Here is a 22,743-nt window from a genome sequence, read left to right on the forward strand (position 1 = left end):
CTACAGCCCCAACCGCTCCAGGTAAGGGTTCACGAGACGGCGCTCGGGGTCGTAACGGGCGGCGAGCGCGGCGAAGTCGTCCCACCGCGTGTACCGCGAGCGCGTCTCGGCACCGTCGAGCGTGAACACCTTGCCCCAGTGCGGGCGGGCCGTCTCGGGCAGCGCGGCCTCGATCGTCGGCAGCAGGGCGCGCACCGCGGCCTCGTCCGGCTTCCACGTGAAGTGCAGGCCCACGGCATCCGTCCCGTGCGACGAGCTGAGCCACAGGTCGTCCGCGCGCACCGTGCGGATCTCGTTCACCAGCAACAGCGGGGCGATCTGCCCGGCGAGCGTGCGCACGGCCTGGATCGCGGCAACCGCATCCGCACGGGGAACCAGGTACTCGCTCTGGATCTCGGCACCGGCCGACGGCGTGAACTCGAGCTTGAAGTGCGCCAGCCGCTCGAACCACGGCCCCGGCACCCCGAGCTGCTCGGTGCACGCCGCCGGGTCGACGCCGAGGATCGGATGCCGCTTGCTCACGGCCGGCGTGGCGCCGAGCTTCGCGAACAGCGACTCCCGCGCGGCCTCGCGCGCCTCGGGCTGGCGCTGCTTCACCCAGATCTGGTCGACGAAGTCGGTGCGCTCCCAGGTCGAGAACAGGCTCACACTGGTGCCGATCGAGGTCACCTCGTCGAAGTCGGCGAGCACCGCGTCCCAGTCCGGGCGCTCGAACACGTGCTGGGCGACCGCGTAGGTCGGCTCGACGTCGAGCGTCACGTCGAGCACCGCGCCGAGCGCGCCGAGGCTCACGACCGCACCGTCGAAGTCGGCGTCGCCACGCGCGAGCGTGCGGGTCTCACCCGACGGCGTGAGGATCGTGAGGCCGCGGACCGCACTCGCGAGCGAGCCGATCGCGTCACCGGAGCCATGGGTGCCGGTGGCGATCGCACCCGCGATCGAGATGTGCGGCAACGAGGCGAGGTTGGCGAGCGCGAGCCCCTCGGCCTCGAGGAGCGGCGCGATGTCGCCGTAGCGTGCGGCACCGGATACCCGGACCGCATCCCGCGCGGGAGCGACCTCGAACACCGCGGGCAGCCGGTCGAGCGCGATGAGCACGCCGTCGGTGTCGGCGATGTCGTTGAAGCAGTGCCGCGATCCGAGGAAGCGCACCGGCCCGCCCTGCGCGAGCAGCGCCCCGAGCTGGTCGACCGATTCGGGGTGCGCGATCGTCGAGGCCCGGTACGTGAGGTTGCCTGCCCAGTTGCGTTCGGTGGTCATGGCGCCATGATAGCCAGCGCGGCATCGGCTACATCGATGTACTGCTCGCGCTCCGACCTCGCCGATAGGCTGACCGGATGACAGCGCAGCCGCCGCCCCGCGCCACGATGAAAGACGTCGCGGCCCTCGCCGGGGTGTCGCCGAAGACGGTCTCGAACGTGGTCACCGGCACGGTTCCCGTCAACGAGAGTACGCGGGCCAAGGTCGAGTCCGCCATGGCGCAGCTCGACTTCGTGCCCAACCTCAGCGCCAGGGGACTGCGCAAGGGCCGCTCCGGGATCATCGCCGTCGCGCTCCCGGATCTGGCCACCGCGTTCTCCGCCGAGCTCGTGCACCGCATCGTCGAGGCCGCCCACGAACGGGGCCTCGCCGTGCAGATCGAGGAGACGGCGTCCGAGCCCGAGCGCGAGAAGGAGCTCGTCTCCCGCGCGCGGGCGCATCTGGTCGACGGCCTCATCCTCAACCCGATCCGCCTCGAAGACAGCGTGCTCAAGTACGCCGACCGCCTTCCCCCGCTCGTCGTGATCGGCGAGGTCGAGCAGAACCGCGCGGATCACGTGCGCATCGACAGCCGACAGGCCGCCGCCGACGCCACGCGCCATGTGCTGTCCCGCGGCGCGACGCGGATCGCGGTGGTCGGCGCCGACGACGATCCGTCGATCGCCACGGCCACCAGCCGCCTGCGCCTCGAAGGCGTGCACGACGCCCTGCGCGAAGCGGGCATCCCCCGGGATCCGGCGCTCGAGATCAACCGGCTGCCGTGGTCGATGGACGGTGGGGCGGATGCGGTGCGCACGCTGCTCGACCGTCGCGTTCCCTTCGACGCGATCGTCGCGTTCACGGACTCACTCGCGCTCGGGGCCCTGCACACCCTGCACGACAACGGCATCCGCGTGCCCGACGATGTGATCGTGACCGGGTTCGACGACGTCGAGTTCTCGCGATACACCTCGCCCGCCCTGACCTCGGTGGCGTTCGATCGGCAGGCGTTCGCGATCGCGGCGCTCGGTCTGCTCGAGTCGCGCATGGATGATCGCGCCGCTGCTCCGCGCGCCGTCACCCTCCCGCATCACCTCCTCGAGCGCGCGAGCACGCAGGGCCGCCCACGCGGCTACCGCCCCTGACACCCCCACTCTTCCCTCCGCATCTCGCGCTTGCGCAGTTGATTACATCGATGTAATGATGGGCCGACCCCCGCACAGTCACGAAGGAGTGACGATGACACCCCCACTCGATCTGTCCCGCCGGCAGTTCCTCACTGCCGCCTCGCTCGCCGCCGGCACGGCCCTGCTCGCCGGGTGCGCGCCCGGCACGACTCCCGCCTCCGGTCCGCAGACCCTGCAGTTCTGGCACCTGCTCTCGGGCGGCGACGGCGTCACGATGTCGGCCCTGCTCGATGAGGTCAACGCCGCGCAGTCCGCGTTCCGCATCCGCCCCACTGTCCTCGCCTGGGGCACCCCGTACTACACGAAGCTCGCGATGGCGGGTGCCGGCGGCCGTGCCCCCGATGTCGCCATCATGCACGCGACGCGCACCGTCGGCTGGGCACCCGGCGGGTTGCTCGACCGTTGGGACGTGGACCGGCTCGCCGAGCTCGGCGTCGACAGCTCGACTTTCCCGAAGCCGATCTGGGAGAAGGGTTTCGTGGGCGAGGGCATGTACAGCATCGCGCTCGACGCGCACCCCTTCGTGATGATGTTCAACACGGACATCTGCGACGCCGCCGGAGTCCTCGACTCCGACGGAAAGCTGCAGGAAACGAGCTCCCCCGAGGAGTTCCTCGACCAGCTGCGCACCGTCGGCGGCAAGGCCGAGAGCCACGCGCTCTCGTACGGCTATCTCGGCGACGGCGCGCAGATGTGGCGCCTGTTCTACACCTTCTACTCGCAGCACGGTGGCGCGATGGAGCTGCCCGCCGGCGGCCCGGCCGTGATCGACAAGGACGTCGCGGTCGAATCGCTCACGCTCATGCAGACACTGCTCGACGGCGAGATCGCAGCCGCGCAGAACGACTACGGCAGCGCCATCGCCGAGTTCGCCACCGGCAAGAGCGGCATGCTCTTCACCGGAGTCTGGGAGCTGCGCACCATGCAGGCTGCCGGCATCCCGTTCGACGCGACCATGATCCCGACGCTCTACGGCACCCCCGCCGTCTACGCCGACTCGCACTCCTTCGTCCTCCCGCACCAGTCCAACGCCGACCCGGTGCGGCGCGACCTCACCTACGAGTTCGTCGCCGACATGCTGAAGAACTCCTTCGGCTGGGCCGAGGCCGGCCACATCCCCGCGTTCCTCCCCGTGACCGAATCCCCGGAGTACGCCGACCTCATCCCCCAGGCGAACTACGCCGAGGCCGCGCAGCACGTCGTGTATGACCCGACCGCCTGGTTCACCGGCTCGGGATCCAACTTCCAGGCCGAGTTCGGCGCGGCCGTGCAGGGCGCACTGCTCTCGGGCGACGACCCGGCAGCCGCGATCGACCGCTTCGAAGCACGGGTGAACGCCCTGCTCCGACAGCCCAACCCGGCAGACCCCGAAGGGACGTTCGGATCATGACCTCCGCCACCGACTCCACCCGCACGATCGTCACCGGGTCGCGCACCACTCCGCGCGGTCGCCGCGCCGGCTCCCGCAACCGCGAGCAGCTCATCAGCTGGGCCTTCCTCGCGCCGTTCCTCGTCGCCTTCGCCCTGTTCCTGGTCTGGCCGATCATCCACGGGATCATCCTCAGCTTCACCGACCAGTCCCTCACCGGCGCCGGCGGCTCCTTCATCGGATTCGCCAATTACGCGGAGGCGTTCGTCGACCCGAAGATGTGGCAGTCGATGGGCAACACCGTCTGGTTCACGCTGCTCTCCACCGTGCCCCTCGTCGTGATCGCCCTCGCGATGGCGGCGCTCGTCGACCGCGGCATCCCCGGCCAGTGGCTGTGGCGGCTGTCGTTCTTCATGCCGTTCCTGCTCGCCTCCACCGTGATCTCGCAGATCTGGGTCTGGATCTTCAACCCGCAGGTGGGCGCGGCCAACAACATCCTGAAGTTCTTCGGCCTGGAGCCGCTCGCGTGGCTGCAGAACCCCGACACCAACATGCTGTCGATCGTGATCGCCACGGTGTGGTGGACGGTCGGCTTCAACTTCCTGCTGTACCTCGCTGCCATGCAGAACATCCCGCCGCAGCAGTACGAGGCCGCCTCCCTCGACGGCGCCGGCGCCTGGCGCCAGTTCTGGTCCATCACGCTCCCGCAGCTGGGACCGGCGACGGTGCTCATCCTGATCCTGCAGATCCTCGCCTCGCTCAAGCTGTTCGACCAGGCGTATCAGATGCTCGGCGGGGTCGCGAGCGACACCACCCGCTCCATCGTGCAGTACATCTACGAAGCCGGGTTCGTCAGCTACCGGTTCGGCTACTCGGCCGCCATCTCCTACGTCTTCTTCGCCCTCATCGTCATCCTCGGCGTCGCGCAGGCCCTGATCACGCGCCGCCGGAAGGAGCAGTTCTGATGTCCACCGCCACCGCATCCCCCATCGTTCCCACCGCCACCGAGACGATCACGACGGCGTCGTCGCGTCGCCCCCGGCGCTCGCACCTGCCCGGCCAGAAGCCGTTCGGACCGCTCCGCATCACCGCGTTCGTCGTCCTCCTGCTCCTCGCGATCGGCTGGCTGCTGCCGTTCCTCTGGGCGGTCGCGACCGCGTTCAAGACCGAGACGGATGCCGCATCCGGCGACCCCGGCTGGATCGGCGCGAGTGGCCCCACCATCGACGCGTTCACCGCGATCCTCTCGCAGGGCAACGTCTACACCTGGGCGCTGAACAGCCTGTTGACCTCCGCGGCGATCACCGTGATCACGCTGGCGATCTCGGCACTCGCGGCCTACGCCTTCTCGCGCCTGGACTTCACCGGCCGCAAGTGGCTGTTCGTGGTGATCATCGCCTCGATCGTCGTCCCGCCGCAGGTGCTGATCATCCCCCTGTTCTACGAGATGCTCGCCTTCAACATGGTCGACACCTACTGGGGTCTGATCCTGCCGCAGGTCGTGGCGCCGGCGATGGTATTCATCCTCAAGCGGTTCTTCGACGCCATCCCGATCGAGCTGGAAGACGCGGCGCGCGTCGACGGCGCCGGACGATTCCGGATCTTCTGGTCGATCGTGCTGCCGCTCTCCCGCCCGATCATGGCCTCGGTCGCGATCTTCGTGTTCATCAGCGCGTGGAACAACTTCCTCTGGCCGTTCCTCGTGATCAACGACACGACGCTGATGACGCTGCCGGTCGGACTCCAGACCGTGATCAGCGCCTACGGCGTGCAGTACGCCCAGGTCATGGCCCAGGCCGTGCTCGCGGCGCTGCCGCTCATCATCGTGTTCATGATCTTCCAGAAGCAGATCGTCAAGGGAGTCGCGACGAGCGGCTTCGGCGGTCAGTAGTCACCCACCCGGCTCGAGAGCCAGAAATCTAGGAGAGCAATGTCTCAGGCCCGCATCACCATCGACCGCGACTTCACGATCGCCGACGTCCCCCGGAGACTCTTCGGCTCGTTCGTCGAGCACATGGGGCGCTGCGTCTACACCGGCATCTACGAGCCGGGGCACCCGCAGGCCGACGAACGCGGCTTCCGGCAGGACGTGCTGGCGCTGGTGAAGGAGATGGGACCGACCGTGGTCCGCTATCCCGGCGGCAACTTCGTCTCGGGCTATCGCTGGGAAGACGGCGTCGGCCCGGTCGAGGACCGCCCGGTCCGCATCGACGGCGCCTGGCACACGATCGAGACGAACGCGTTCGGCCTGCACGAGTTCATGGACTGGGCGAAGGAGGCGGATGTCGAGGTGATGGAGGCCGTCAACCTCGGCACCCGCGGCGTCGAGGAGGCGCGGGCACTCGTCGAGTACGCGAACCACCCCGGCGGCACGTACTGGTCGGACCTGCGGCGCAAGAACGGAGCCGAGCAGCCCTTCGACATCAAGCTGTGGTGCCTGGGCAATGAGCTCGACGGCCCGTGGCAGATCGGCGGCAAGACCGCGACCGAGTACGGTCGGCTCGCCCAGGAGTCCGCCAAGGCGATGCGGCTGGTCGACCCCTCGATCGAGCTGGTCGCGGTCGGCTCCTCCGGCCGGACGATGCCGACGTTCGGCACCTGGGAGCACACCGTGCTCACGCACGCCTACGACGAGGTCGACTTCATCTCGATGCACGCGTACTACCAGGAGCACGACGGCGACGCCGAGTCGTTCCTCGCCGAGTCCGTCGACATGGACGCGTTCATCGAGGGCGTCATCGCCACGATCGACGCGGTCAAGGCGTCCGGCAAGCACACGAAGCAGGTCGACATCTCGTTCGACGAGTGGAACGTGTGGGACCAGGTGAAGTACAACGACGTCGAGGCCAAGGAGATCGAGAAGGCGGGGTGGCGACAGCATCCGCGACTCATCGAAGACACCTACTCGGTGACGGATGCCGTGGTCGTCGGCACGCTGCTCAACAGCCTGCTGCGGCACGGCGACCGTGTGAAGATCGCCAACCAGGCGCAGCTCGTGAACGTGATCGCCCCGATCCGCTCGGAGGAGAACGGTCCGGCCTGGCGGCAGACGAGCTTCTGGCCGTTCGAGCGGATGGCGCGCCTCGCGAAGGGCCGCATCCTGCGCCTCGCGGTCTCCGCTCCGCAGATCGAGACGAAGCGGTACGGCGGGGTCGACGCGGTCGACGCCGCCGCGACCTGGGACGAGGCGACCGGTCGCGTGGTCGTGTTCGTCGCGAACCGCTCCCTCGACGAGTCGAGCGACCTGACGATCGACCTGCACGGGCTCGGCGACCTGCGCGTGGTCACCGCCGAGACGCTGACGATTCCCGAGGGCGGCGACCGTCACACGTCGAACCTCGAGACCGCCCCCGACAGCGTGCACATGGTGCCGCTCGGGTCTACCGCGGTCGTCGACGGCGCCGTACGCGCGACCCTGCCGCCGCTGTCGTGGTCGGTCATCGAGCTCGACGTGGCTCGGGGCTGACGCACCTTCGGGCTCAGCGGCCTCGGCGTCGCTGAGCTCGCGGGACGCACGCGGCATCTAGAATTTTACATGTGCCCCATTTGGCCTACAGACAAGCGCCCCGCGGCTCCGTAACGTGACGACCAGAAGAGTGTTCGCGAGTCCCGGAGGCTGAGAGTCGATGCGAAATGCGGCTGCCGCACCCGGTGGATATCGAGGACAGCGAGTGAAGTCCTCTCGACGCGGTAAGTCCGGCATGGTCGCAGCGATTGCGGGAGCCGCGACCGTGCTCGTGATCGCACTGTTCTGCATGTATGCCGAAGCATTTTCGTGGGCGACAAGCCGCGGGACACTTCTTGACTTCTCTCTCACCCCCGTGGCCTACCCCACGCCCATGGTGTCCTGGACGTTTGTCCTCGCAGAGGGACTCGCATGCGCCTCGTGCGCGATCTGGCTGGTGCGCGACCCGGTGGCCGCGCACAGGCGTGCCCGGCTGAAGTCAGCGATCGCGACAGGCGCGATCATCCTGCTTCTCGCGATCCTCTCTCAGATCACGACCCCCGCCGGTTGGCCTCTAGACGCGCTCCCGATCTGGCAGCGCGGCGGACACTTCATTGCAACCTCGAGCGCTTTCGTCATGTTCACAGCGTTCCTCTTCATCTGGAGCCTTTCAAAGACGCCGAGCAGGTCGCAGTCGAGCGAAGCAGCCGAGGAGCATCGTCTGGTTCGCGGGTGACGACCGAAAGGAACCCACTCGGCCGCACTCGGGGTAGTGGCGGGAGAGTGACGATGCCTCCGGCGCGCTTACGTCAGAATCTCACCGACCATCGAACGCGTGGACTGACATGGGGTGTGCTTCTCGGAACAGTGCTCACCCTGACCGGGGTCGCACTTTTCGTCGTCATCATCATCACGGTCGCGTCAGGTGACGAAGCGACCGGTGCAACCCAGATAGCCGCTGCAGGCTTCACGGCCGCCGGAATCGTCGTGACGACGATGTTCTCCATTGCGCTGGGCCGTGCGCAACGCCCCGACTAGGTCCCGTCTTGTGACCTTGTGAGTAGCGGTCAGGCCGCGACGTACTCCTGTCGCACGCGCCCTTCGGTCGCCAGCTCGATGTACCCGAAATCGCGGTCGGAATTGAGGATCACGGCGTCGTTGACCTGCGCGTAGGCGGCGATGAGACAGTCGAACGCCGCGGCGGCACGCACGAGTCCGCCGTCCCAGAGCGCCTGCTGGATGTCGAGAGCATGCCGTTCGTCCGGATGCTCCCACGCCGGCAGCAGACCCGCCATGTCCTCGCGCAGCTCTGCGTACTCGCGAGGATCCCGTGCCGAATGACAGTACTCGAGGACCTGCGGCGGACACGTGATGATGAGATGGTTCGGGGAAAGCGACCGCAGCGTGTCAGCGATTCTCGTGCTGGTGCCGGCCTTCTGCCAGATGCTGTTGTCGACGAGATACGTCGTCACGCGGTCGTGCTCGCAGCTGGGTCGATCGTCGATGCATCGATCTGATCGGGCGTGAAGCGACGACCGATGATGCGCTCGACGGCTGCAGGCTGACGACGAACCGCGATGAGAGTGCGCAGCGCGAGGTCCACGGTTTCACGATTGGATGTCGTGCCCGCCAGCTCCTTCGCCTGCTTCAGCTCGTGAGGGTCGATGTCGATGGACGTGACGGTCATGATTCCTCCTTCGCGATGCCTATATAAGACAGTATATACCGCGCGAGGGCAGGCGTCGTGGTCTCATCCCTGGCCGTTGCGGAGCGCCGCGGTCGTCGCCCGCACCACCAGCCTCGTCGGCAGGGTCACGTGCATCTCCTCGACGGGCTGCCCGGCGAGGAGGGCGAAGACCATCTCGGCCGCCACCGCCCCCAGGCGACGCATCGGCTGCTGGATCGTGGTGAGCGGCAGGGCGCGGCGGGAAGCCTCCGGCACGTCGTCGAACCCGACCACCGAGAGGTCTTCCGGCACCCGCAGCCCCAGCTCGTGCGCGACCTCGATCACGGCGATGGCCGAGAGGTCGTTCGCGGCGAACACGGCCGTGGGCCGAGAAGGTCCGGCCAGCAGGATCCGCGCCGACTCCCGCGTGGTCTCGAGCTCGTAGCGTCCCGAACGGATCAGGTCGGGATCCACCGGGATGCCGGCGTCGCTCAGCGCGCGTCGATAGCCAGCATCACGGAGACCGGCTGACCGCAGGTCGGGGCGGCCGCCCAGAAAGCTGATGCGGCGGTGGCCGAGCTCGAGCAGGTGCCGGGTCGCCGTCAGCGCACCGCCGAAGCTGTCCGACTCGACCGTGGGCAGATCGGCGCGGCCGGTGTGCGGGTCGATCGCGACGACGGGGATCTCGGTCGAGGCCCCGACGACCGTGGGGGTGACCATGATCGCAGCGTCGATGAGCGTGCCGGAGAGTCGACTGAGCGACCGCCGCTCCCACCCTTCGCCCTGGCCGTGCCGCGATCCGCTGTACGCCAGCAGGTCGAAGGCCGTGTCGTGCACGGCCGCGCCGACGCCCTTGAGGATCTCGGCGCTGAACGGTTCGAAGTCGGCCAGGAGCACGCCGATCACACCAGTGCGTCTGGCCCGCATGCTGCTCGCCACCAGGCTCGACTCGTAACCGAGCTCCTGCACCACGTCGAGCACGCGACGCACCGTCGCATCCGCGATGCCGTAACGCCCGTTGACCGCCTTCGAGACGGTCGACACCGAGACGCCGGCCGCCTTCGCGACGTCGTGGATCGTGGTTCGCCCGCTCATGATCGCCCAGCGTATCCGCCCGGCGGGCCTCGATGGAAACTGTTTTCGAAAACGTTTGACGGCCTTCGCGAACGACAGCAGACTGCAACGCGACGCGGTCACACCCCCTGCTGCCGCGGCGCCGCAGTGACGCGGCGCAACTCTCGATGAGGAGAAGCATCACATGAACACACGGCGTTCCTTGATCTCCGCGGCGGCGATAGCCGCCGTCGGAACTCTCGCACTCAGCGGGTGCACGGCGAGCACCCCGGACGGCGGAGGCGGTGGCGATGCCGCCATGACCCTCTGGCACAACTCCACCACCGGGCCGGGCGTCGAGTTCTGGGAGCAGACCGTCGCCGACTTCGAGAAGGACAACCCCGGAGTCACGATCGAGATCCAGTCGATCCAGAACGAAGACCTCGACGGCAAGCTCCAGACCGCCCTGAACTCCGGAGATGCTCCCGACATCTTCCTGCAGCGCGGCGGCGGCAAGATGGCCGCGATGGTCAAGGCCGGCCAGCTCAAGGACCTGACCGACTCGATCGAGGGCGGCGCCGCGGAGGAGATCTCGGACGCCGCCTACTCGGCCAGCAGCCTGGACGACAAGATCTACGCGATGCCCGTGGCCGTGCTCCCCGGCGGCCTGTTCTACAGCCAGGACCTGTTCGACGAGGCCGGCATCACCGAGAACCCGACCACGATGGACGAGCTCGAGGCTGCGACCGAGAAGCTCAAGGCCGCCGGCATCGACCCGGTCGCCCTCGGCGCGAAGGATGCCTGGCCCGCGGCCCACTGGTACTACTGGCTCGCGCTGCGCGAGTGCAGTGCCGAGACGCTCGCCAAGGCCGCCGACGAGATGAACTTCGACGACGACTGCTGGGTGCGCGCGGGCGAAGACCTGCAGGCGTTCGCGGCGACCGAGCCGTTCAACTCCGGCTTCCTCACCACCACGGCCCAGCAGGGTGCCGGCAGCTCGGCCGGACTCATCGCCAACCACCAGGCCGGCATGGAGCTGATGGGCGCCTGGAACCCCGGCGTCATCGGATCGCTCACGCCCGACCAGAAGCCGCTGCCCGACCTGTCGTGGTTCCCGTTCCCCGAGGTCGAGGGCGGCGACGGCGAGGCCGGCTCGATGATGGGCGGCGTCGACGGATACTCGTGCTCGGTGGATGCCCCCGACGCCTGCGTCGACTTCCTCAACTACCTCGGCACCTCCGACGTGCAGACCGCCTACTACAAGGCATTCAACGCCCCGCCGGTGAACACCGTGGCGCAGGAGGCCGTGACCGAGCAGTACCTGAAGGACATCCTCGCGGCCTACAACGCGGCGCCGTACGCGACGCAGTGGCTCGACACGGTCTACGGACAGAACGTGGGCAACGCGCTCAACGTCGCCGTGGTCAACATGCTCGCCGGTCAGGGAACCCCGGAGGACATCGTCAAGGCCGTCCAGGATGCCGCAGCCAAGGCATAGGGCGGCCGCCCGGCTGGAAGTGATCCTTCTGGCCGGGCCCGCCCTCCTGGTCTTCCTCGCCTTCGTCATCTTCCCGGTGTTGATGGCGGGCTACTACGGCTTCTTTAGCTGGCAGGGCTACGGCCCGCCCACCGACTTCGTCGGGTTGAAGAACTATCTGACGATCCTGCAGGATCCGCTGTTCCACGACGCGCTGGCCCACAACGGGTTCATCCTCGTGTTCTCGCTCATCCTGCAGGGACCGGCGGCGATCCTGTTGGCACTCCTGCTCAACCGGCGCATGCGCGGCCAGTCGCTGATCCGCGTTCTGATCTTCATCCCCTACGTGATCTCCGAGGTCGTGGTGGGCACGGGCTGGAGCCTGATGCTGCAGACCAGCGGCGCGTTCAACGATCTGCTGGAGAAGATGGGCCTCGGGTTCCTCGCGAACGACTGGCTGTCGAACCCGGAGATCGCGATCTGGACCCTGATGGTGATCATCACCTGGAAGTACGTCGGGTTCGCGGTGATCCTGTTCCTCGCCGGGCTCCAGGGGATTCCCGAGGAGCTGCACGAGGCCGCCTCGATCGACGGCGCGTCCTACTGGCAGATCCAGTGGCGCATCACGCTGCCGCTGCTCGCGCCGACCCTGCGCATCTGGGCGTTCCTGTCGATCATCGGGTCGCTGCAACTGTTCGACCTGGTCTACATCATCTGGGGGCAGTACATCGCCTCCACCGCCGGCACCTCGACCATGGCGACCTACATGGTCTCCGAGGGACGCAACGCCGGCAACTTCGGGTACGGCAATGCGGTCGCGGTCGTCCTGTTCCTGATCTCGCTCGTCGTCGCGCTGATCTACCAGCGCGCGGTGCTGCGACGCGACACGGACGGTGCCTTGACCGGCGCCCCTGCACGGAAGAAGAGGACCACGCGATGACCGCCACCTCGGTACTCGTCACCCAGCGGCCCGGCCGCGCCGGACGCCCCGGGCGCACCCCGCGCCCGCGACCGCCCTGGGCCAACCCCACCGTCTACTTCGTCGCGCTCATCGTCGTCGGGCTCATGCTCGCCCCGATCGCGTACATCATCATCGGCGGCTTCCGCACGAACGCGCAGATCACGACCGACCCGTCGGGGATGCCGCAGCCGTGGGTGTTCTCGAACTACCTCGACGTGATCACCGGCGGCGTGTTCTGGCGGCAGGTGCTCAACTCCACCATCGTCGCCCTCGCCACCACGATCGGCGTCGTCGCGCTCGGCCTGATGGCCGCGTACGTGCTCGCGCGCTACCGGTTCGCGGGCCGCGGCGTCCTCTACGCGTTCTTCGCCGCCGGCCTCATGTTCCCGCTGACGGTCGCGATCACCCCGCTGTACATCGTGGTGCGCAGCCTCGGGCTGATGAACTCGCTCGGCGGGGTCATCCTGCCGCAGATCGCCTTCGCCCTGCCGACGACGATCATCATCCTGGTCCCGTTCCTGCGGGCCATCCCCGACGAGATCCAGGAGGCGGCGTTCATCGACGGATGCAGCCGGATCGGCTTCTTCTGGCGCATGGTGCTGCCGCTGTCGATCCCCGGCGTGATCACCACCGGCATCCTCGCGTTCATCGGCAGCTGGAACGGATACCTCCTCCCGCTGTTCGTGCTCAACGATGCGGCGGCGTTCACCCTCCCGCTCGGCGTGCAGTCGTTCGCGTCGCAGTACTCGGTCGACACCGCGAAAGTGCTGGCCTTCACGTCGCTGTCGATGATCCCCGCCTTGATCTTCTTCAGCCTGTTCGAGCGCCGCATCGTCGGCGGGCTGACCGGCGCGGTCAAGGGCTGACCATGTCGACGCACACCCCACAGAAGGAGACGCACGTGCTCGCTCCCACACTCCGCCCCCGATTCTCCGCGCGCGTCGAGGACCTCCTCGAGCAGATGACGCTCGAGGAGAAGCAGGCGCAGCTCGTCGGCTTCTGGGTGGATCAGGGAGACGAGCTCGTCGCCCCGATGGCCGGCGAGATGAAGACCTCGACCCGGTACGAGGATGCGACGGCGCACGGCATCGGCCACCTGACGCGTGTGTACGGCACCCGCCCGGTCGACCCGATCGAGCGCGCGCACTGGCTGTGGGGCGAGCAGGCGCGGCTGCAGCGCGAGACCCGGCTCGGCATCCCCGCCCTGGTGCACGAGGAGTGCCTGACCGGACTGGCCGCCTGGCAGGCGGCGACCTTCCCGACGCCGCTGGCGTGGGGAGCATCCTTCGATCCAGAGCTGGTCGAGCAGGTGGGGCAGGCGATCGGGTCGTCCATGCGGGCGCTGGGGATCCACCAGGGACTCGCCCCCGTGCTCGACGTCATCCGCGATCCACGGTGGGGGCGCGTCGACGAGTGCATCGCCGAGGACCCGCTGCTGGTGGGAACCGTCGGCACCGCCTATGTCCGCGGCATGCAGTCGGAGGGGGTGCACGCCACCCTCAAGCACTTCGTCGGCTACTCGGCATCGACCGCGGGCCGCAATCACGCCCCCGTGCACGCCGGGCGCCGCGAGATCGAAGACGTGCTGCTCCCGCCGTTCGAGATGGCCGTGCGCGAGGGCGGGGTGCGCAGCGTCATGAACTCGTACACCGACATCGACGGGGTGCCGGTAGCCGCCGATCCGTACTACCTCGACGAGGTGCTGCGCGGACGCTGGGGATTCGACGGGGTGGTCGTGTCCGACTACTTCGCCGTGGACTTCCTGCGGAGCATGCACCACGTCGCCGCCGACTCGGCGCAGGCCGCAGCTCTCGCGATCACCGCCGGGATCGACGTGGAGCTGCCCTCCCCCGACGCCTACACGACCCTCGCCGCGCAGGTGCGCGACGGGTCGCTGGACCAGAGCATCCTCGACCGAGCGGTCGGACGCGTGCTCGCGCAGAAGGAGGAGCTGGGGCTGCTGGATGCCGACTTCACGGTCGCCCCCGATGCGATCGACCTGGATTCCGCGGAGCATCGCGCACTCGCCCGCCGCCTTGCGGAGGAGTCGATCGTGCTGCTGAGCAACGACGGCGTGCTGCCGCTCGAGGCGTCCCGCGCATCACGGATCGCGGTCATCGGACCGAACGCCGACAGCGCCGAGGCGCTCATGGGGTGCTACTCGTTCGTGAACCACGTGCTCGCGCATCACCCGGAGGTGCCCGCCGGCATCGCCCTGCCGAGCGTGCTCGACGGACTCCGGGCCGAGCTCCCCGCCGCGACCATCACATCCGTCGCCGGCTGCGAGGTCGAGGGGGATGACCGCAGCGGACTCCCGAGCGCGATCGCCGCCGCCGACGACGCGGACCTGGCGATCGTCGTGGTCGGCGACCGGGCCGGACTGTTCGGACGCGGCACGGTCGGCGAAGGCAACGACGTCGACTCGCTGGAGCTCCCCGGCGTGCAGCGCGCGCTGGTCGAGGCCGTCGTCGCGACCGGCACTCCCGTGGTGGTCATCGCGCTCACCGGTCGGCCGTATGCGCTGGATTGGGCGCTACCGCACCGCGAGACCCGAGCCGGATTGAACGCCGGCCTCGGATCGGTGAACTCCCCCGCTGCCTCCGGCACCTCCACCGACGAGGAGCGCCTGCTCCCGGCTGCCGTGCTGCAGGCGTTCTTCCCCGGCGAAGAGGGTGGACCTGCCGTCGCCGCCGTGCTCAGCGGGGCCGTCTCCCCCTCCGGGCGACTGCCGGTTTCGCTCCCGCGCTCTGCCGGCGTGCAGCCGTATTCGTACCTGCATCCCGCGCTCGGCGGGCGCACGGATGTGTCGAGCGTCGATCCGTCGCCGGCGCGGCCGTTCGGGTTCGGCCTCGGCTACACGACCTTCGCGCACGAGCAGCTGACGGCCGACGCGACGGTCGGCGCGGGCGCGGAGTTCCGGGCCTCTGTGCTCGTCCGCAACTCCGGCTCCCGCGCGGGCACCGACGTCGTGCAGCTGTACGCGCACGACGAGGTCGCGAGCGTGGCCCGCCCGGTCGCGCAGCTGATCGGGTTCCAGCGGGTGACGCTGGAGCCGGGCGCCGAGCGGCGGGTGGAGTTCACTGTGCCGATCGACCGCCTCGCGTTCACCGGTGTCGACGGCGAGCGGAGTGTGGAACCGGGGCGGATCCGGTTGTGGGTCGGGGCGGCCTGCGACGACGAGGAGACCTCGACCGCGATCGAGATCGTCGGCTGAGAGCTCTCAGTACATCTCCCCGACGGGGACCGGAACGTGGAGCACGTTGCCCGGCTGCGCGAGCGGGCATGCCCAGGCAGGGTCGTACGCGCAGGAGGGGTTGTAGGCGAAGTTGAAGTCGAGCACGATCGTGCCGCGCGCGGCATCCGATCCCAGATCGGCGCCCTTGATGGTGTCGATCAGGTAGCGGCCGCCGCCGTACGTGCCGCCCTCGCGCCCGGCGAGCGCGTCGCGCACCGGGATGAACAGGCCGCCGCCGTAGGTGGTGAGTCGCCAGACGTCGAGCGATCCGGCATCGGGGATCTCGACCCGCCCGATGCGTTCGAACGGCACGACGCCGTCGGTCCCGGTGGCGAAGTCGAAGCCTCCGGGATGGGCGGGCAGGATCGGCAGCTCGAAGCGCCAGTCCGGATCGTACGAGGCGATGGGCAGCCCCTCGAACAGCGGCCGGTCCTCCGGCAGGAGCGGCGTCGCGGGGTGATGGAGCATCAGCTCGTCCCGCTCCATCCGCCACAGCTCGTGGGCGTCTTCGGGCGATTCCGCGAGGCGCACGGCGTCGTACAGGGCGAAGACCCGGCGGCGCCAATCGACGATCTCGACGGCGGTGCGGGCGCTCGTGCTCATGCTCGTCATGCGTCCAGGCTACGGGCCGGCTACGGGTGCGAGGCGGATCCGGCGATCATCTCCGCGTAGCCCGCTTCGTAGGTCGGGTACTCGAGGCCGCCCAGGAGCGAATGGAGCAGCGACCCGTCGTACACGAGTCCTCGCGGGCCGTCGGATGCCTCGTGCGGAGGCACCGCGACGCCCAGCTCCCCGGCGATGAAGCGGACGACGTCGCCGAGAGGTGCCGGTCGCTCGTCGATCGCGTGCACCAGCCGCGGCGGGTCGTCGGTGCGCAGGAGCAGATCGAGCGTGCGCACGAGGTCGGTCTCGTGGATGCGGTTCGTGAGACGGGTGTGATCGACCGCCGCACCCTCGCGGACCTTGCGCAGCAGGAACTCGCGACCGGGACCGTAGATCCCCGCCGGGCGCGCGACCACCGCGTCGAACAGCTCGGTGGCCGCCCGCTCGCCGTCGCGCAGACCCCGCGAACGCGCCGTCTCGGCCGCGGGCTCGTCCTGCTCCGTGAGAGGACGGTCGGCTTTGAAGACACTCCCCTCGAAAACACCGGTGGACGACACGAACACGGTGCGGGCGGGCATCATCGGCAGGGCATCCCGAAGGTGTCCGAGCGCCGTGCGGTAGGAGTGTTCCCCGGTGCCAGGCGGCAGTGTGATCACGACCGCATCGACCGCGGGCAGCGGGGCCGAGAGCGGCTGGGAGAGATCAGCGCGGATGCCGACCACGCCGGCGGGCAGCTCCCCCTCACTCCGCCGCAGCGCGAAGACCTCACCGCCGTCGTTGAGAAGCCGGGGCGCGAGGCGCGCGCCGAGCTTGCCGAATCCGACCAGGAGTGTGCGCCGCGGCGCCGGGGTGGTGTCCATCGATCCCAGGCTCCCACAGGTCCAGGACACGCAAGAAGCGCCGCACCCTCCGAAGAGGATGCGGCGCTTCGGCCGTGCAGCGCGCGTTACTCCGCTGCGGCGATCTTCTTGGCGTCGTCCGTGTTGAGCACGCGGAACAGGATCGCGGCGATCACGGCGCCCACGACCGGGGCGACGATGTAGAGCCACAGCGAGCTCCAGTCGAAGTGACCGCTAACCGAGAGACCGAGCGCGACGGCCGGGTTGAAGCCGCCACCCGAGATCGAGCCGACCGTGGCCGCGCCGACGAAGACGGTCGCACCGATCGCGAGGCCGTAGAACGAGTTGCCGGCGGTGTCCTTCGAGGTGGCGGTGTTGAGCACGACCCACACGAGGATGAGCGTGAAGAGCGCCTCGACGAGGAACGCCGGGCCGACCTCGATGACCATCGCCTCTTCGCCGAACGGCCACACGGCCAGGCTCACGAGTGCGGCCAGTGCGCCACCGACGAACTGGGCGATGAGGTAGGCGATGAAGTCGGCGACGCTGAGGCCGCCGCGCAGGAACACGCCGACCGAGACGGCCGGGTTGAGGTGGGCGCCCGAGATGTGTCCCGTGGAGAACACGAGCACCATCAGGGTGAAGCCGATCGCGAGGGGCGTCAGCGGGCTGTCGCTGTTCACCGCCGCGATGATCGCGAGAACGAAGAGGAAGGTGGCGACCGCTTCTGCGAGCGCCTTGCGTGCCGTACCAGTCATGAGAGAGCCCTTTGCTTGGGGATTCAGGAGAGGAGTAGGTCACCCGTTTGCCCGCGCACCCCGGCCGACGCACCCCTCGTGCGGCACTGACGCTATCGGTGCGTGCGACGGAATATCGGGATGCCGCGCGGTGATTCTGTGAATCCGCTGAGCGACGAGGCGCACCCGCGATTGGCGGAAGCAGCATGTCGCTGTCAACCCCGTGGCCCGCGCTCCCCCTCCCCCGTAGCGTGCGAGGATGACCACCGACACTGCCTCCGGCGCCGAGGCCCCCACGCGCCTGCGGCGAGCGATCACCGGCCCCCTGCTGTTCGCCTTCATCCTCGGAGATGTGCTGGGCGCGGGCATCTACGCGCTGATGGGCGTGCTCTCCGAGAAGGTGGGCGGCATGCTGTGGGCGCCGCTGCTCCTGGCGCTGCTGCTCGCCATGCTCACCGCCGGCTCGTACGCGGAGCTCGTGACCAAATACCCTCGTGCCGGCGGTGCTGCGGTCTTCGCCGAGCGCGCGTTCCACAGCCCGCTGGTCTCCTTCCTCGTCGGCTTCAGCATGCTCGCGGCGGGCGTGACCAGCGCGGCGGGGCTCGCCATCGCGTTCGCCGGCGACTACCTCGGCACCTTCCTCGACCTGCCGACCATCCCGGTCGCCATCGCCTTCCTCGCCCTGGTCGGCCTGCTCAACGCCCGCGGCATCCGCGAGTCCCTGGGCGCCAATCTCGTGATGACCGCGATCGAGCTCAGCGGACTCGTGATCGTGATCGCCGTCGTCGCGATCTTCCTCGGCGGCGGAGGCGGCGATGTGTCCCGCGTGACCCAGGCGCCCGAGGGCACGAGCGTCGCCATGGCCGTGCTCTCCGGGGCCGTCATCGCGTACTACTCGTTCGTCGGCTTCGAGACGTCGGCCAACATGATCGAAGAGGTGAAGGATCCGCGGCGCACCTACCCGCGGGCCCTGTTCGGAGCGCTCATCACCGCCGGCGCGGTCTACGTGCTGGTCGGCCTCGCGAGCTCGATCGCCCTCCCGCCCGCCGAGCTGCAGGAGTCGAGCGGACCGCTGCTCGCGGTGGTCGAGGCCACCGGCGTCAGCGTCCCCTCCTGGCTGTTCAGCCTCATCGCCCTCGTCGCGGTCGCGAACGGCGCCCTGCTGACGATGATCATGGTCAGCCGCCTGACCTACGGAATGGCCGAGCAGGGTCTGCTGCCCGGTGCGCTCGGTCGCGTGCTGCCGAAGCGGAAGACGCCGTGGGTCGCGATCCTCACCACCACCCTCGTCGCGATGGGGCTGACGCTCGTCGGCGATCTGGCCACCCTGGCCGAGACCGTGGTCCTGCTGCTCCTGGTCGTCTTCCTCAGCGTGAACATCTCCGTGCTGGTCCTCCGGCGCGATCACGTCGAGAACGATCACTTCCGGGTGTGGACCTTCGTCCCCGTGCTCGGCATCGCCTCCTGCATCCTGCTGCTCACCCAGCAGCGCCCCGTCGTCTGGCTCTTCGGTGCGATCCTGCTCGCCGTCGGCGGCATCCTGTACCTGCTGGCCCGTTGGAGCCGGAAGCGCAGCGGTGGGGCGCCGCTCGGTACCGCCCTGACCCCAGACACCACGACCGACCCGAAGGAGAACCATGAGCACGCCTGAGAACAGCGCCGACGACATGACGAGCGCCGAGAAGCGCCACGATCAGCTCACCTCCGCACCGGATGCCACCGAGGCCGACGCCGCCCCGCGCATCGAGGTCAGCGAGCACGACGGCAACACCCGGATCGACATCGCCCCCGACGCTCCGGTGCGACCGGGCCCGGGACCGGGGGTCGACGTCGACGAGGACTGATCCGCGGTTCAGACGGCCGCGGTCACGCCGATCCGCTCTCGCGTGTTCGTGACGGTCGCGAACCCGCGGGCCGAGAGGATGCTCTCGGTGCGGCGCATGATGTCCTCCCCGGAGATCGCGGCGAGCGCGCCGGCGGCGGGGATGGCGGAGGTGGTCGTCGCATCCGTGACGAACTCGACCTCGAAGCCGAGGTCGGCGGCGACACGGGCGGTCGTCTCGCAGCACTGCTCCGTGCGGATGCCGCAGATCACGACGCGGCGGATGCCGGCGCGTCGCAGTCTCTCCTCGAGGTCGGTGGAGCCGAACGCGTTGACGGTCGTCTTCGTGAGGGCGTCCTCGGAATCGCGAGGATCGAGCTCCTCGATCACGCGCACGAATCCGTTGGCGGAATCGAACACGCCCCCGGTGCCCGGTTCGGAGTGGGTGATCCACACGACCGGGTCGCCCACCTCGCGGGCGTGCGCCACGAGGAGAGCGATGTTGTCGAGCACCGCCGGGTTCGCGGTGGCCGCCCAGTCGTCGGCGCGCTGGCGGAACGACTCCTGAGCGTCGACGATGAGCAGCGCGGTGTCGGAAGAAGTCGTCATGGACTCATCGTGATCGCCGCCGTCGCGCCGGGCAAGATCCGATCCGGCCAACGGCCGCACGGTTCCGGCCAGCGTCAGAGCCAACCCTTGCGCTTGAACACCGCGTACAGGCCGAAACCCAGCGCGACCATCATCGCGATCGCCATCGGATAGCCGAGCAGCCAGTGCAGCTCGGGCATGTGGTCGAAGTTCATGCCGTAGATCGTGCCGACCAGCGTCGGGGCGAACAGGATCGCCGCCCATCCGGAGATCTTCTTGACCTCGTCGTTCTGACGGATGCTGAGTTCCGTCATCCGTCGCATCTCCTCGTTCTGACGGCGGGCGACGATGGTCGACTCGACCGTGAGGGCGTTGTCGAGGACGGTGCGGAAGGTCGTCGCGCGGTCGCTCACCCGGAGCGTGTGGTCGAGCACGTCGCGCAGGTAGCGTCGCAGCTCTTCCTCCACCTGGTACTTGTCCGAGCCGCGCAGCAGCGCCTCCAGCATCCCGGAGAGCGGCTGCGTCGCGCGCTGGAAGTCGATGACCTCCCTGCCGAGCTCGTAGATGCGCTGCGTGGCATCCGAGTCCTCTTCGAAGAGCTGGCTCTCGATCTCGTCGATGTCGTTCTCGAGCCCCGCGAGCACCGGCGCGTACTCGTCGACCACCTCGTCGAGGATGGCGTACAGCACGGCTTCGGGGCCATGGGCGAGCAGCGCGGGGTCGTTCTCCAGCCGATGCCGCACGCGCCCGAGGTCGGGCGATTCGGCATGCCGGATCGTCACGACGAAATCGGGTCCGACCAGCACGTGCACCTCACCGAACTCCACCTCCTCGGCCTCGTCGAGGTAGCGGGCCGGGCGCAGCACCATGAACAGCACGTCGCCGTAGCGCTCGAGCTTGGCGCGCTGGTGCCCGGAGAGCGCGTCCTCGACGACGAGGGCGTGGATGCCGAACTCGTCGGCGACCTCGCGGATCTCCTCCTCGCTGGGCCGGTACAGCCCGATCCAGCTCATGCCGCCGCGTTCCCGCATGCGCTCGAACGTCTCACTCAGGCTCTGCGGATTCTCGGTGCGCACACCGTCCACGTAGATCGCGTTGTCGATGATCGCCATCGTCGCCCTTCCCTTCCGCTCCGAGGTCGGGCGGGTGATCACTCCGCGGCGGGCGGCACGCAGACGAGCGCGGACTTCGTGATCGAGTCGTGGTACTGCTCCGCGGTGAAGGGCAGCCCGAACTCCGGCGCGGTCTGGCCGGAAGCCGCGGGGGCCTTCGACGCGATGGCCGCGAGCTCCCACGACAGCTGCTGGGCGAATCGCGAGCCGCCGGTCGAGTCGTTCAGAACGACCGCGACGGTGAATCCGGTCGCCGGATCCGAGTAGGCCGAGGTCGCGTAGCCGGGAACCCAACCATGCTGACCGACCATCGACCCCGCGAGATAAGCGCCACCGGTGGCCTGATACCAGGAAGGACCATCCTCGCTCGTCGGGAGCGGGGCGCCGAACCGGTCGGGCTTCTCCTTCGTGCGCAGCACCTGCTTCGCCTCCGCCTGGGCGTAACGGCCGAGGTCGGTGATGTTCGAGACCACGCCGGAGTCCGTGTAGCCGGAGCTGGCGGAGAGGGTGCTGATGTCGACCGGGGCGGCACAGTTGAAACCGCCTTCGACGGCCGACATGTAGTGCCCCGTCAGCGGAGCGTCGCCCGGCGCGGACGGCGTCGATCCGGGAAGTGCCGTGGCGGAGAGCTCGAGCGGATCCGTGACGTACTCGGCGATCAGTTCGGATGCCGACATCCCCGTGGCCCGCTCGAGCGCGAGGCCGAGCAGCAGGTATCCCGCATCGGAGTCGCGGTAGCTCGTCGCCGGTGCCACCCTCTCGCGCCCCAGCCCGTAGCCAGCGAGCTCCAGGGGAGCCCAGATCCGCTCCGGGGTGTTCAGCAGCGCGCCCTTGATGGTGGCCTCGGACGACCCGGCCCCGCTCGTACCGTTGCAGAGCTGGAGGAGGGTGACGTCGGTCATGTCGGCGACCCCGGAGACGTACTTAGTCACCTTTGCGTCGAGCTTGAGGGTCCCCTCGTCCGCAAGGGCGTAGAGCACATCGCACGTCATGAGCCGGGTCACGTCCGCGATGCGGAACGTCATGTCGGTGGACAGTTCGCCACCGTCACGGTTCTGCGTGCCCGATGCGGCGACCCAGCTGCCGCTCCACGGCACCCAGACACCCACGATCGCCCCGGAGGCGCCGGATGCGGTGATCGCGTTGTCGATCGCCGCCTGCATGGCCTCGACCGTCGCGTCGGGCAGATCAGCGTCGACCTGAGCCGGTGGAGTGTAGGTGAAGGAGCCTTCGGAGGAGCATCCGGTGAGGACGAGAGCGAGCACGGCCGCACTGGCCGCTGCGGCACGCCAACGGCGCGACGAGAGAAGCTGCATGTAGAACCCCCGAGGATGTGTCTCCCGAGTCTAGAACGCCGATCCTGAAAGACGGCATCGAGCCGAGCGTTCCCGGCGCGCGCGTAAGGTGAGA

Annotated in this window: 23 protein-coding genes; 13 read left to right on the forward strand and 10 right to left on the reverse strand. The window is 68.8% G+C overall.

The features are described from left to right. A complete protein-coding gene (locus ACWGO6_RS07325; RefSeq protein WP_136040560.1) occupies positions 1-1,260 on the reverse strand; it encodes an FAD-binding protein in 1,260 nt (419 codons plus the stop codon). 77 nt (positions 1,261-1,337) lie between these two features. Between ACWGO6_RS07325 and ACWGO6_RS07330 the strand changes: the two genes are divergently transcribed. From ACWGO6_RS07330 to ACWGO6_RS07360, 7 genes are all read left to right on the forward strand, one after another. Next, positions 1,338-2,384, forward strand: coding sequence for a LacI family DNA-binding transcriptional regulator (locus ACWGO6_RS07330; RefSeq protein ID WP_136040559.1), 1,047 nt, complete (start codon positions 1,338-1,340; stop codon positions 2,382-2,384). 94 nt (positions 2,385-2,478) lie between these two features. Continuing rightward, the gene (locus ACWGO6_RS07335; protein ID WP_136040558.1) at positions 2,479-3,816 is read left to right on the forward strand and encodes an extracellular solute-binding protein; all 1,338 of its coding nucleotides are present in this window, start codon (positions 2,479-2,481) and stop codon (positions 3,814-3,816) included. Further along, complete coding sequence (locus tag ACWGO6_RS07340) at positions 3,813-4,760, forward strand: carbohydrate ABC transporter permease (RefSeq protein WP_136040557.1); 948 nt, start codon at positions 3,813-3,815, stop codon at positions 4,758-4,760. Before ACWGO6_RS07335 ends, ACWGO6_RS07340 begins: the two co-directional genes overlap by 4 nt. Further along, entirely contained in the window at positions 4,760-5,686 is a 927-nt protein-coding gene (locus tag ACWGO6_RS07345) for a carbohydrate ABC transporter permease (RefSeq protein WP_136040556.1), read from the forward strand. The genes ACWGO6_RS07340 and ACWGO6_RS07345 overlap by 1 nt, the downstream gene beginning before the upstream one ends. 39 nt (positions 5,687-5,725) lie before the next feature. After that, a complete protein-coding gene (arfA, locus tag ACWGO6_RS07350) occupies positions 5,726-7,261 on the forward strand; it encodes an arabinosylfuranosidase ArfA (protein ID WP_452326313.1) in 1,536 nt (511 codons plus the stop codon). A 235-nt stretch (positions 7,262-7,496) separates the two neighbouring features. Further along, positions 7,497-7,976: a hypothetical protein gene (locus tag ACWGO6_RS07355; RefSeq protein ID WP_452326314.1), complete on the forward strand. Its 480-nt coding sequence runs from the start codon at positions 7,497-7,499 to the stop codon at positions 7,974-7,976. Positions 7,977-8,107: 131 nt separating this feature from the next. After that, positions 8,108-8,278 (forward strand): hypothetical protein, encoded by a 171-nt coding sequence (locus ACWGO6_RS07360; RefSeq protein ID WP_452326315.1) that lies wholly within the window; start codon positions 8,108-8,110, stop codon positions 8,276-8,278. A gap of 29 nt (positions 8,279-8,307) precedes the next feature. On the opposite strand, the gene ACWGO6_RS07365 is transcribed toward ACWGO6_RS07360, so the two are convergent. The 3 genes from ACWGO6_RS07365 to ACWGO6_RS07375 form a co-directional block, all read right to left on the reverse strand. Next, positions 8,308-8,712 carry a PIN domain nuclease gene (locus ACWGO6_RS07365; RefSeq protein ID WP_136040553.1) on the reverse strand — a complete coding sequence of 135 codons (405 nt, stop codon included), beginning with the start codon at positions 8,710-8,712 and terminating at the stop codon, positions 8,308-8,310. Beyond that, positions 8,709-8,927: a type II toxin-antitoxin system VapB family antitoxin gene (locus tag ACWGO6_RS07370; RefSeq protein WP_452326316.1), complete on the reverse strand. Its 219-nt coding sequence runs from the start codon at positions 8,925-8,927 to the stop codon at positions 8,709-8,711. Before ACWGO6_RS07370 ends, ACWGO6_RS07365 begins: the two co-directional genes overlap by 4 nt. Before the next feature lie 63 nt (positions 8,928-8,990). Then, positions 8,991-10,001, reverse strand: a complete 1,011-nt coding sequence (locus ACWGO6_RS07375; protein ID WP_452326317.1) for a LacI family DNA-binding transcriptional regulator — start codon at positions 9,999-10,001, stop codon at positions 8,991-8,993. 163 nt (positions 10,002-10,164) lie between these two features. On the opposite strand from ACWGO6_RS07375, the gene ACWGO6_RS07380 reads away from it, so the two are divergent. From ACWGO6_RS07380 to ACWGO6_RS07395, 4 genes are read left to right on the forward strand one after another with little or no spacing between them, the layout of a single operon-like run. Beyond that, positions 10,165-11,457 (forward strand): extracellular solute-binding protein, encoded by a 1,293-nt coding sequence (locus ACWGO6_RS07380; protein WP_452326318.1) that lies wholly within the window; start codon positions 10,165-10,167, stop codon positions 11,455-11,457. Beyond that, a complete protein-coding gene (locus tag ACWGO6_RS07385) occupies positions 11,438-12,376 on the forward strand; it encodes a carbohydrate ABC transporter permease (RefSeq protein ID WP_240744958.1) in 939 nt (312 codons plus the stop codon). Before ACWGO6_RS07380 ends, ACWGO6_RS07385 begins: the two co-directional genes overlap by 20 nt. After that, positions 12,373-13,263 carry a carbohydrate ABC transporter permease gene (locus ACWGO6_RS07390; RefSeq protein ID WP_452326319.1) on the forward strand — a complete coding sequence of 297 codons (891 nt, stop codon included), beginning with the start codon at positions 12,373-12,375 and terminating at the stop codon, positions 13,261-13,263. Before ACWGO6_RS07385 ends, ACWGO6_RS07390 begins: the two co-directional genes overlap by 4 nt. 2 nt (positions 13,264-13,265) lie before the next feature. Next, a complete protein-coding gene (locus tag ACWGO6_RS07395) occupies positions 13,266-15,611 on the forward strand; it encodes a beta-xylosidase/alpha-l-arabinosidase (protein ID WP_452326320.1) in 2,346 nt (781 codons plus the stop codon). Positions 15,612-15,617: 6 nt separating this feature from the next. Here ACWGO6_RS07395 and ACWGO6_RS07400 read toward each other — a convergent pair whose 3' ends face one another. The 3 genes from ACWGO6_RS07400 to ACWGO6_RS07410 form a co-directional block, all read right to left on the reverse strand. After that, a complete protein-coding gene (locus tag ACWGO6_RS07400) occupies positions 15,618-16,244 on the reverse strand; it encodes a DUF1684 domain-containing protein (RefSeq protein ID WP_452326321.1) in 627 nt (208 codons plus the stop codon). A gap of 20 nt (positions 16,245-16,264) precedes the next feature. Further along, positions 16,265-17,095 (reverse strand): hypothetical protein, encoded by an 831-nt coding sequence (locus ACWGO6_RS07405; protein ID WP_452326322.1) that lies wholly within the window; start codon positions 17,093-17,095, stop codon positions 16,265-16,267. An 86-nt stretch (positions 17,096-17,181) separates the two neighbouring features. Then, positions 17,182-17,832, reverse strand: coding sequence for an MIP/aquaporin family protein (locus ACWGO6_RS07410; RefSeq protein WP_136040545.1), 651 nt, complete (start codon positions 17,830-17,832; stop codon positions 17,182-17,184). Between the two features lie 238 nt (positions 17,833-18,070). Between ACWGO6_RS07410 and ACWGO6_RS07415 the strand changes: the two genes are divergently transcribed. Beyond that, complete coding sequence (locus ACWGO6_RS07415) at positions 18,071-19,462, forward strand: APC family permease (RefSeq protein ID WP_452326323.1); 1,392 nt, start codon at positions 18,071-18,073, stop codon at positions 19,460-19,462. Next, positions 19,449-19,655 carry a multidrug transporter gene (locus ACWGO6_RS07420; protein ID WP_136040543.1) on the forward strand — a complete coding sequence of 69 codons (207 nt, stop codon included), beginning with the start codon at positions 19,449-19,451 and terminating at the stop codon, positions 19,653-19,655. The genes ACWGO6_RS07415 and ACWGO6_RS07420 overlap by 14 nt, the downstream gene beginning before the upstream one ends. An 8-nt stretch (positions 19,656-19,663) precedes the next feature. On the opposite strand, the gene ACWGO6_RS07425 is transcribed toward ACWGO6_RS07420, so the two are convergent. The 3 genes from ACWGO6_RS07425 to ACWGO6_RS07435 form a co-directional block, all read right to left on the reverse strand. Then, complete coding sequence (locus ACWGO6_RS07425; protein WP_452326324.1) at positions 19,664-20,242, reverse strand: cysteine hydrolase family protein; 579 nt, start codon at positions 20,240-20,242, stop codon at positions 19,664-19,666. A 74-nt stretch (positions 20,243-20,316) separates the two neighbouring features. After that, a complete protein-coding gene (corA, locus tag ACWGO6_RS07430; RefSeq protein ID WP_452326325.1) occupies positions 20,317-21,333 on the reverse strand; it encodes a magnesium/cobalt transporter CorA in 1,017 nt (338 codons plus the stop codon). Positions 21,334-21,371: 38 nt separating this feature from the next. After that, positions 21,372-22,649: a serine hydrolase domain-containing protein gene (locus ACWGO6_RS07435; RefSeq protein ID WP_136057596.1), complete on the reverse strand. Its 1,278-nt coding sequence runs from the start codon at positions 22,647-22,649 to the stop codon at positions 21,372-21,374. Positions 22,650-22,743: the final 94 nt, after the last annotated feature.

This window comes from Microbacterium sp. NPDC055665 (assembly GCF_053618035.1).

What these genes read in the sequence shown, in the direction of transcription:
- ACWGO6_RS07325 (WP_136040560.1), bottom strand. Translation starts at nt 1,260, where the DNA reads ATGACCACCGAACGCAACTGGGCAGGCAACCTCACGTACCGGGCCTCG.
- ACWGO6_RS07330 (WP_136040559.1), top strand. Translation starts at nt 1,338, where the DNA reads ATGACAGCGCAGCCGCCGCCCCGCGCCACGATGAAAGACGTCGCGGCC.
- ACWGO6_RS07335 (WP_136040558.1), top strand. Translation starts at nt 2,479, where the DNA reads ATGACACCCCCACTCGATCTGTCCCGCCGGCAGTTCCTCACTGCCGCC.
- ACWGO6_RS07340 (WP_136040557.1), top strand. Translation starts at nt 3,813, where the DNA reads ATGACCTCCGCCACCGACTCCACCCGCACGATCGTCACCGGGTCGCGC.
- ACWGO6_RS07345 (WP_136040556.1), top strand. Translation starts at nt 4,760, where the DNA reads ATGTCCACCGCCACCGCATCCCCCATCGTTCCCACCGCCACCGAGACG.
- arfA (WP_452326313.1), top strand. Translation starts at nt 5,726, where the DNA reads ATGTCTCAGGCCCGCATCACCATCGACCGCGACTTCACGATCGCCGAC.
- ACWGO6_RS07355 (WP_452326314.1), top strand. Translation starts at nt 7,497, where the DNA reads ATGGTCGCAGCGATTGCGGGAGCCGCGACCGTGCTCGTGATCGCACTG.
- ACWGO6_RS07370 (WP_452326316.1), bottom strand. Translation starts at nt 8,927, where the DNA reads ATGACCGTCACGTCCATCGACATCGACCCTCACGAGCTGAAGCAGGCG.
- ACWGO6_RS07375 (WP_452326317.1), bottom strand. Translation starts at nt 10,001, where the DNA reads ATGAGCGGGCGAACCACGATCCACGACGTCGCGAAGGCGGCCGGCGTC.
- ACWGO6_RS07380 (WP_452326318.1), top strand. Translation starts at nt 10,165, where the DNA reads ATGAACACACGGCGTTCCTTGATCTCCGCGGCGGCGATAGCCGCCGTC.
- ACWGO6_RS07385 (WP_240744958.1), top strand. Translation starts at nt 11,438, where the DNA reads ATGCCGCAGCCAAGGCATAGGGCGGCCGCCCGGCTGGAAGTGATCCTT.
- ACWGO6_RS07390 (WP_452326319.1), top strand. Translation starts at nt 12,373, where the DNA reads ATGACCGCCACCTCGGTACTCGTCACCCAGCGGCCCGGCCGCGCCGGA.
- ACWGO6_RS07395 (WP_452326320.1), top strand. Translation starts at nt 13,266, where the DNA reads ATGTCGACGCACACCCCACAGAAGGAGACGCACGTGCTCGCTCCCACA.
- ACWGO6_RS07400 (WP_452326321.1), bottom strand. Translation starts at nt 16,244, where the DNA reads ATGACGAGCATGAGCACGAGCGCCCGCACCGCCGTCGAGATCGTCGAT.
- ACWGO6_RS07405 (WP_452326322.1), bottom strand. Translation starts at nt 17,095, where the DNA reads ATGGACACCACCCCGGCGCCGCGGCGCACACTCCTGGTCGGATTCGGC.
- ACWGO6_RS07410 (WP_136040545.1), bottom strand. Translation starts at nt 17,832, where the DNA reads ATGACTGGTACGGCACGCAAGGCGCTCGCAGAAGCGGTCGCCACCTTC.
- ACWGO6_RS07415 (WP_452326323.1), top strand. Translation starts at nt 18,071, where the DNA reads ATGACCACCGACACTGCCTCCGGCGCCGAGGCCCCCACGCGCCTGCGG.
- ACWGO6_RS07420 (WP_136040543.1), top strand. Translation starts at nt 19,449, where the DNA reads ATGAGCACGCCTGAGAACAGCGCCGACGACATGACGAGCGCCGAGAAG.
- ACWGO6_RS07425 (WP_452326324.1), bottom strand. Translation starts at nt 20,242, where the DNA reads ATGACGACTTCTTCCGACACCGCGCTGCTCATCGTCGACGCTCAGGAG.
- corA (WP_452326325.1), bottom strand. Translation starts at nt 21,333, where the DNA reads ATGGCGATCATCGACAACGCGATCTACGTGGACGGTGTGCGCACCGAG.
- ACWGO6_RS07435 (WP_136057596.1), bottom strand. Translation starts at nt 22,649, where the DNA reads ATGCAGCTTCTCTCGTCGCGCCGTTGGCGTGCCGCAGCGGCCAGTGCG.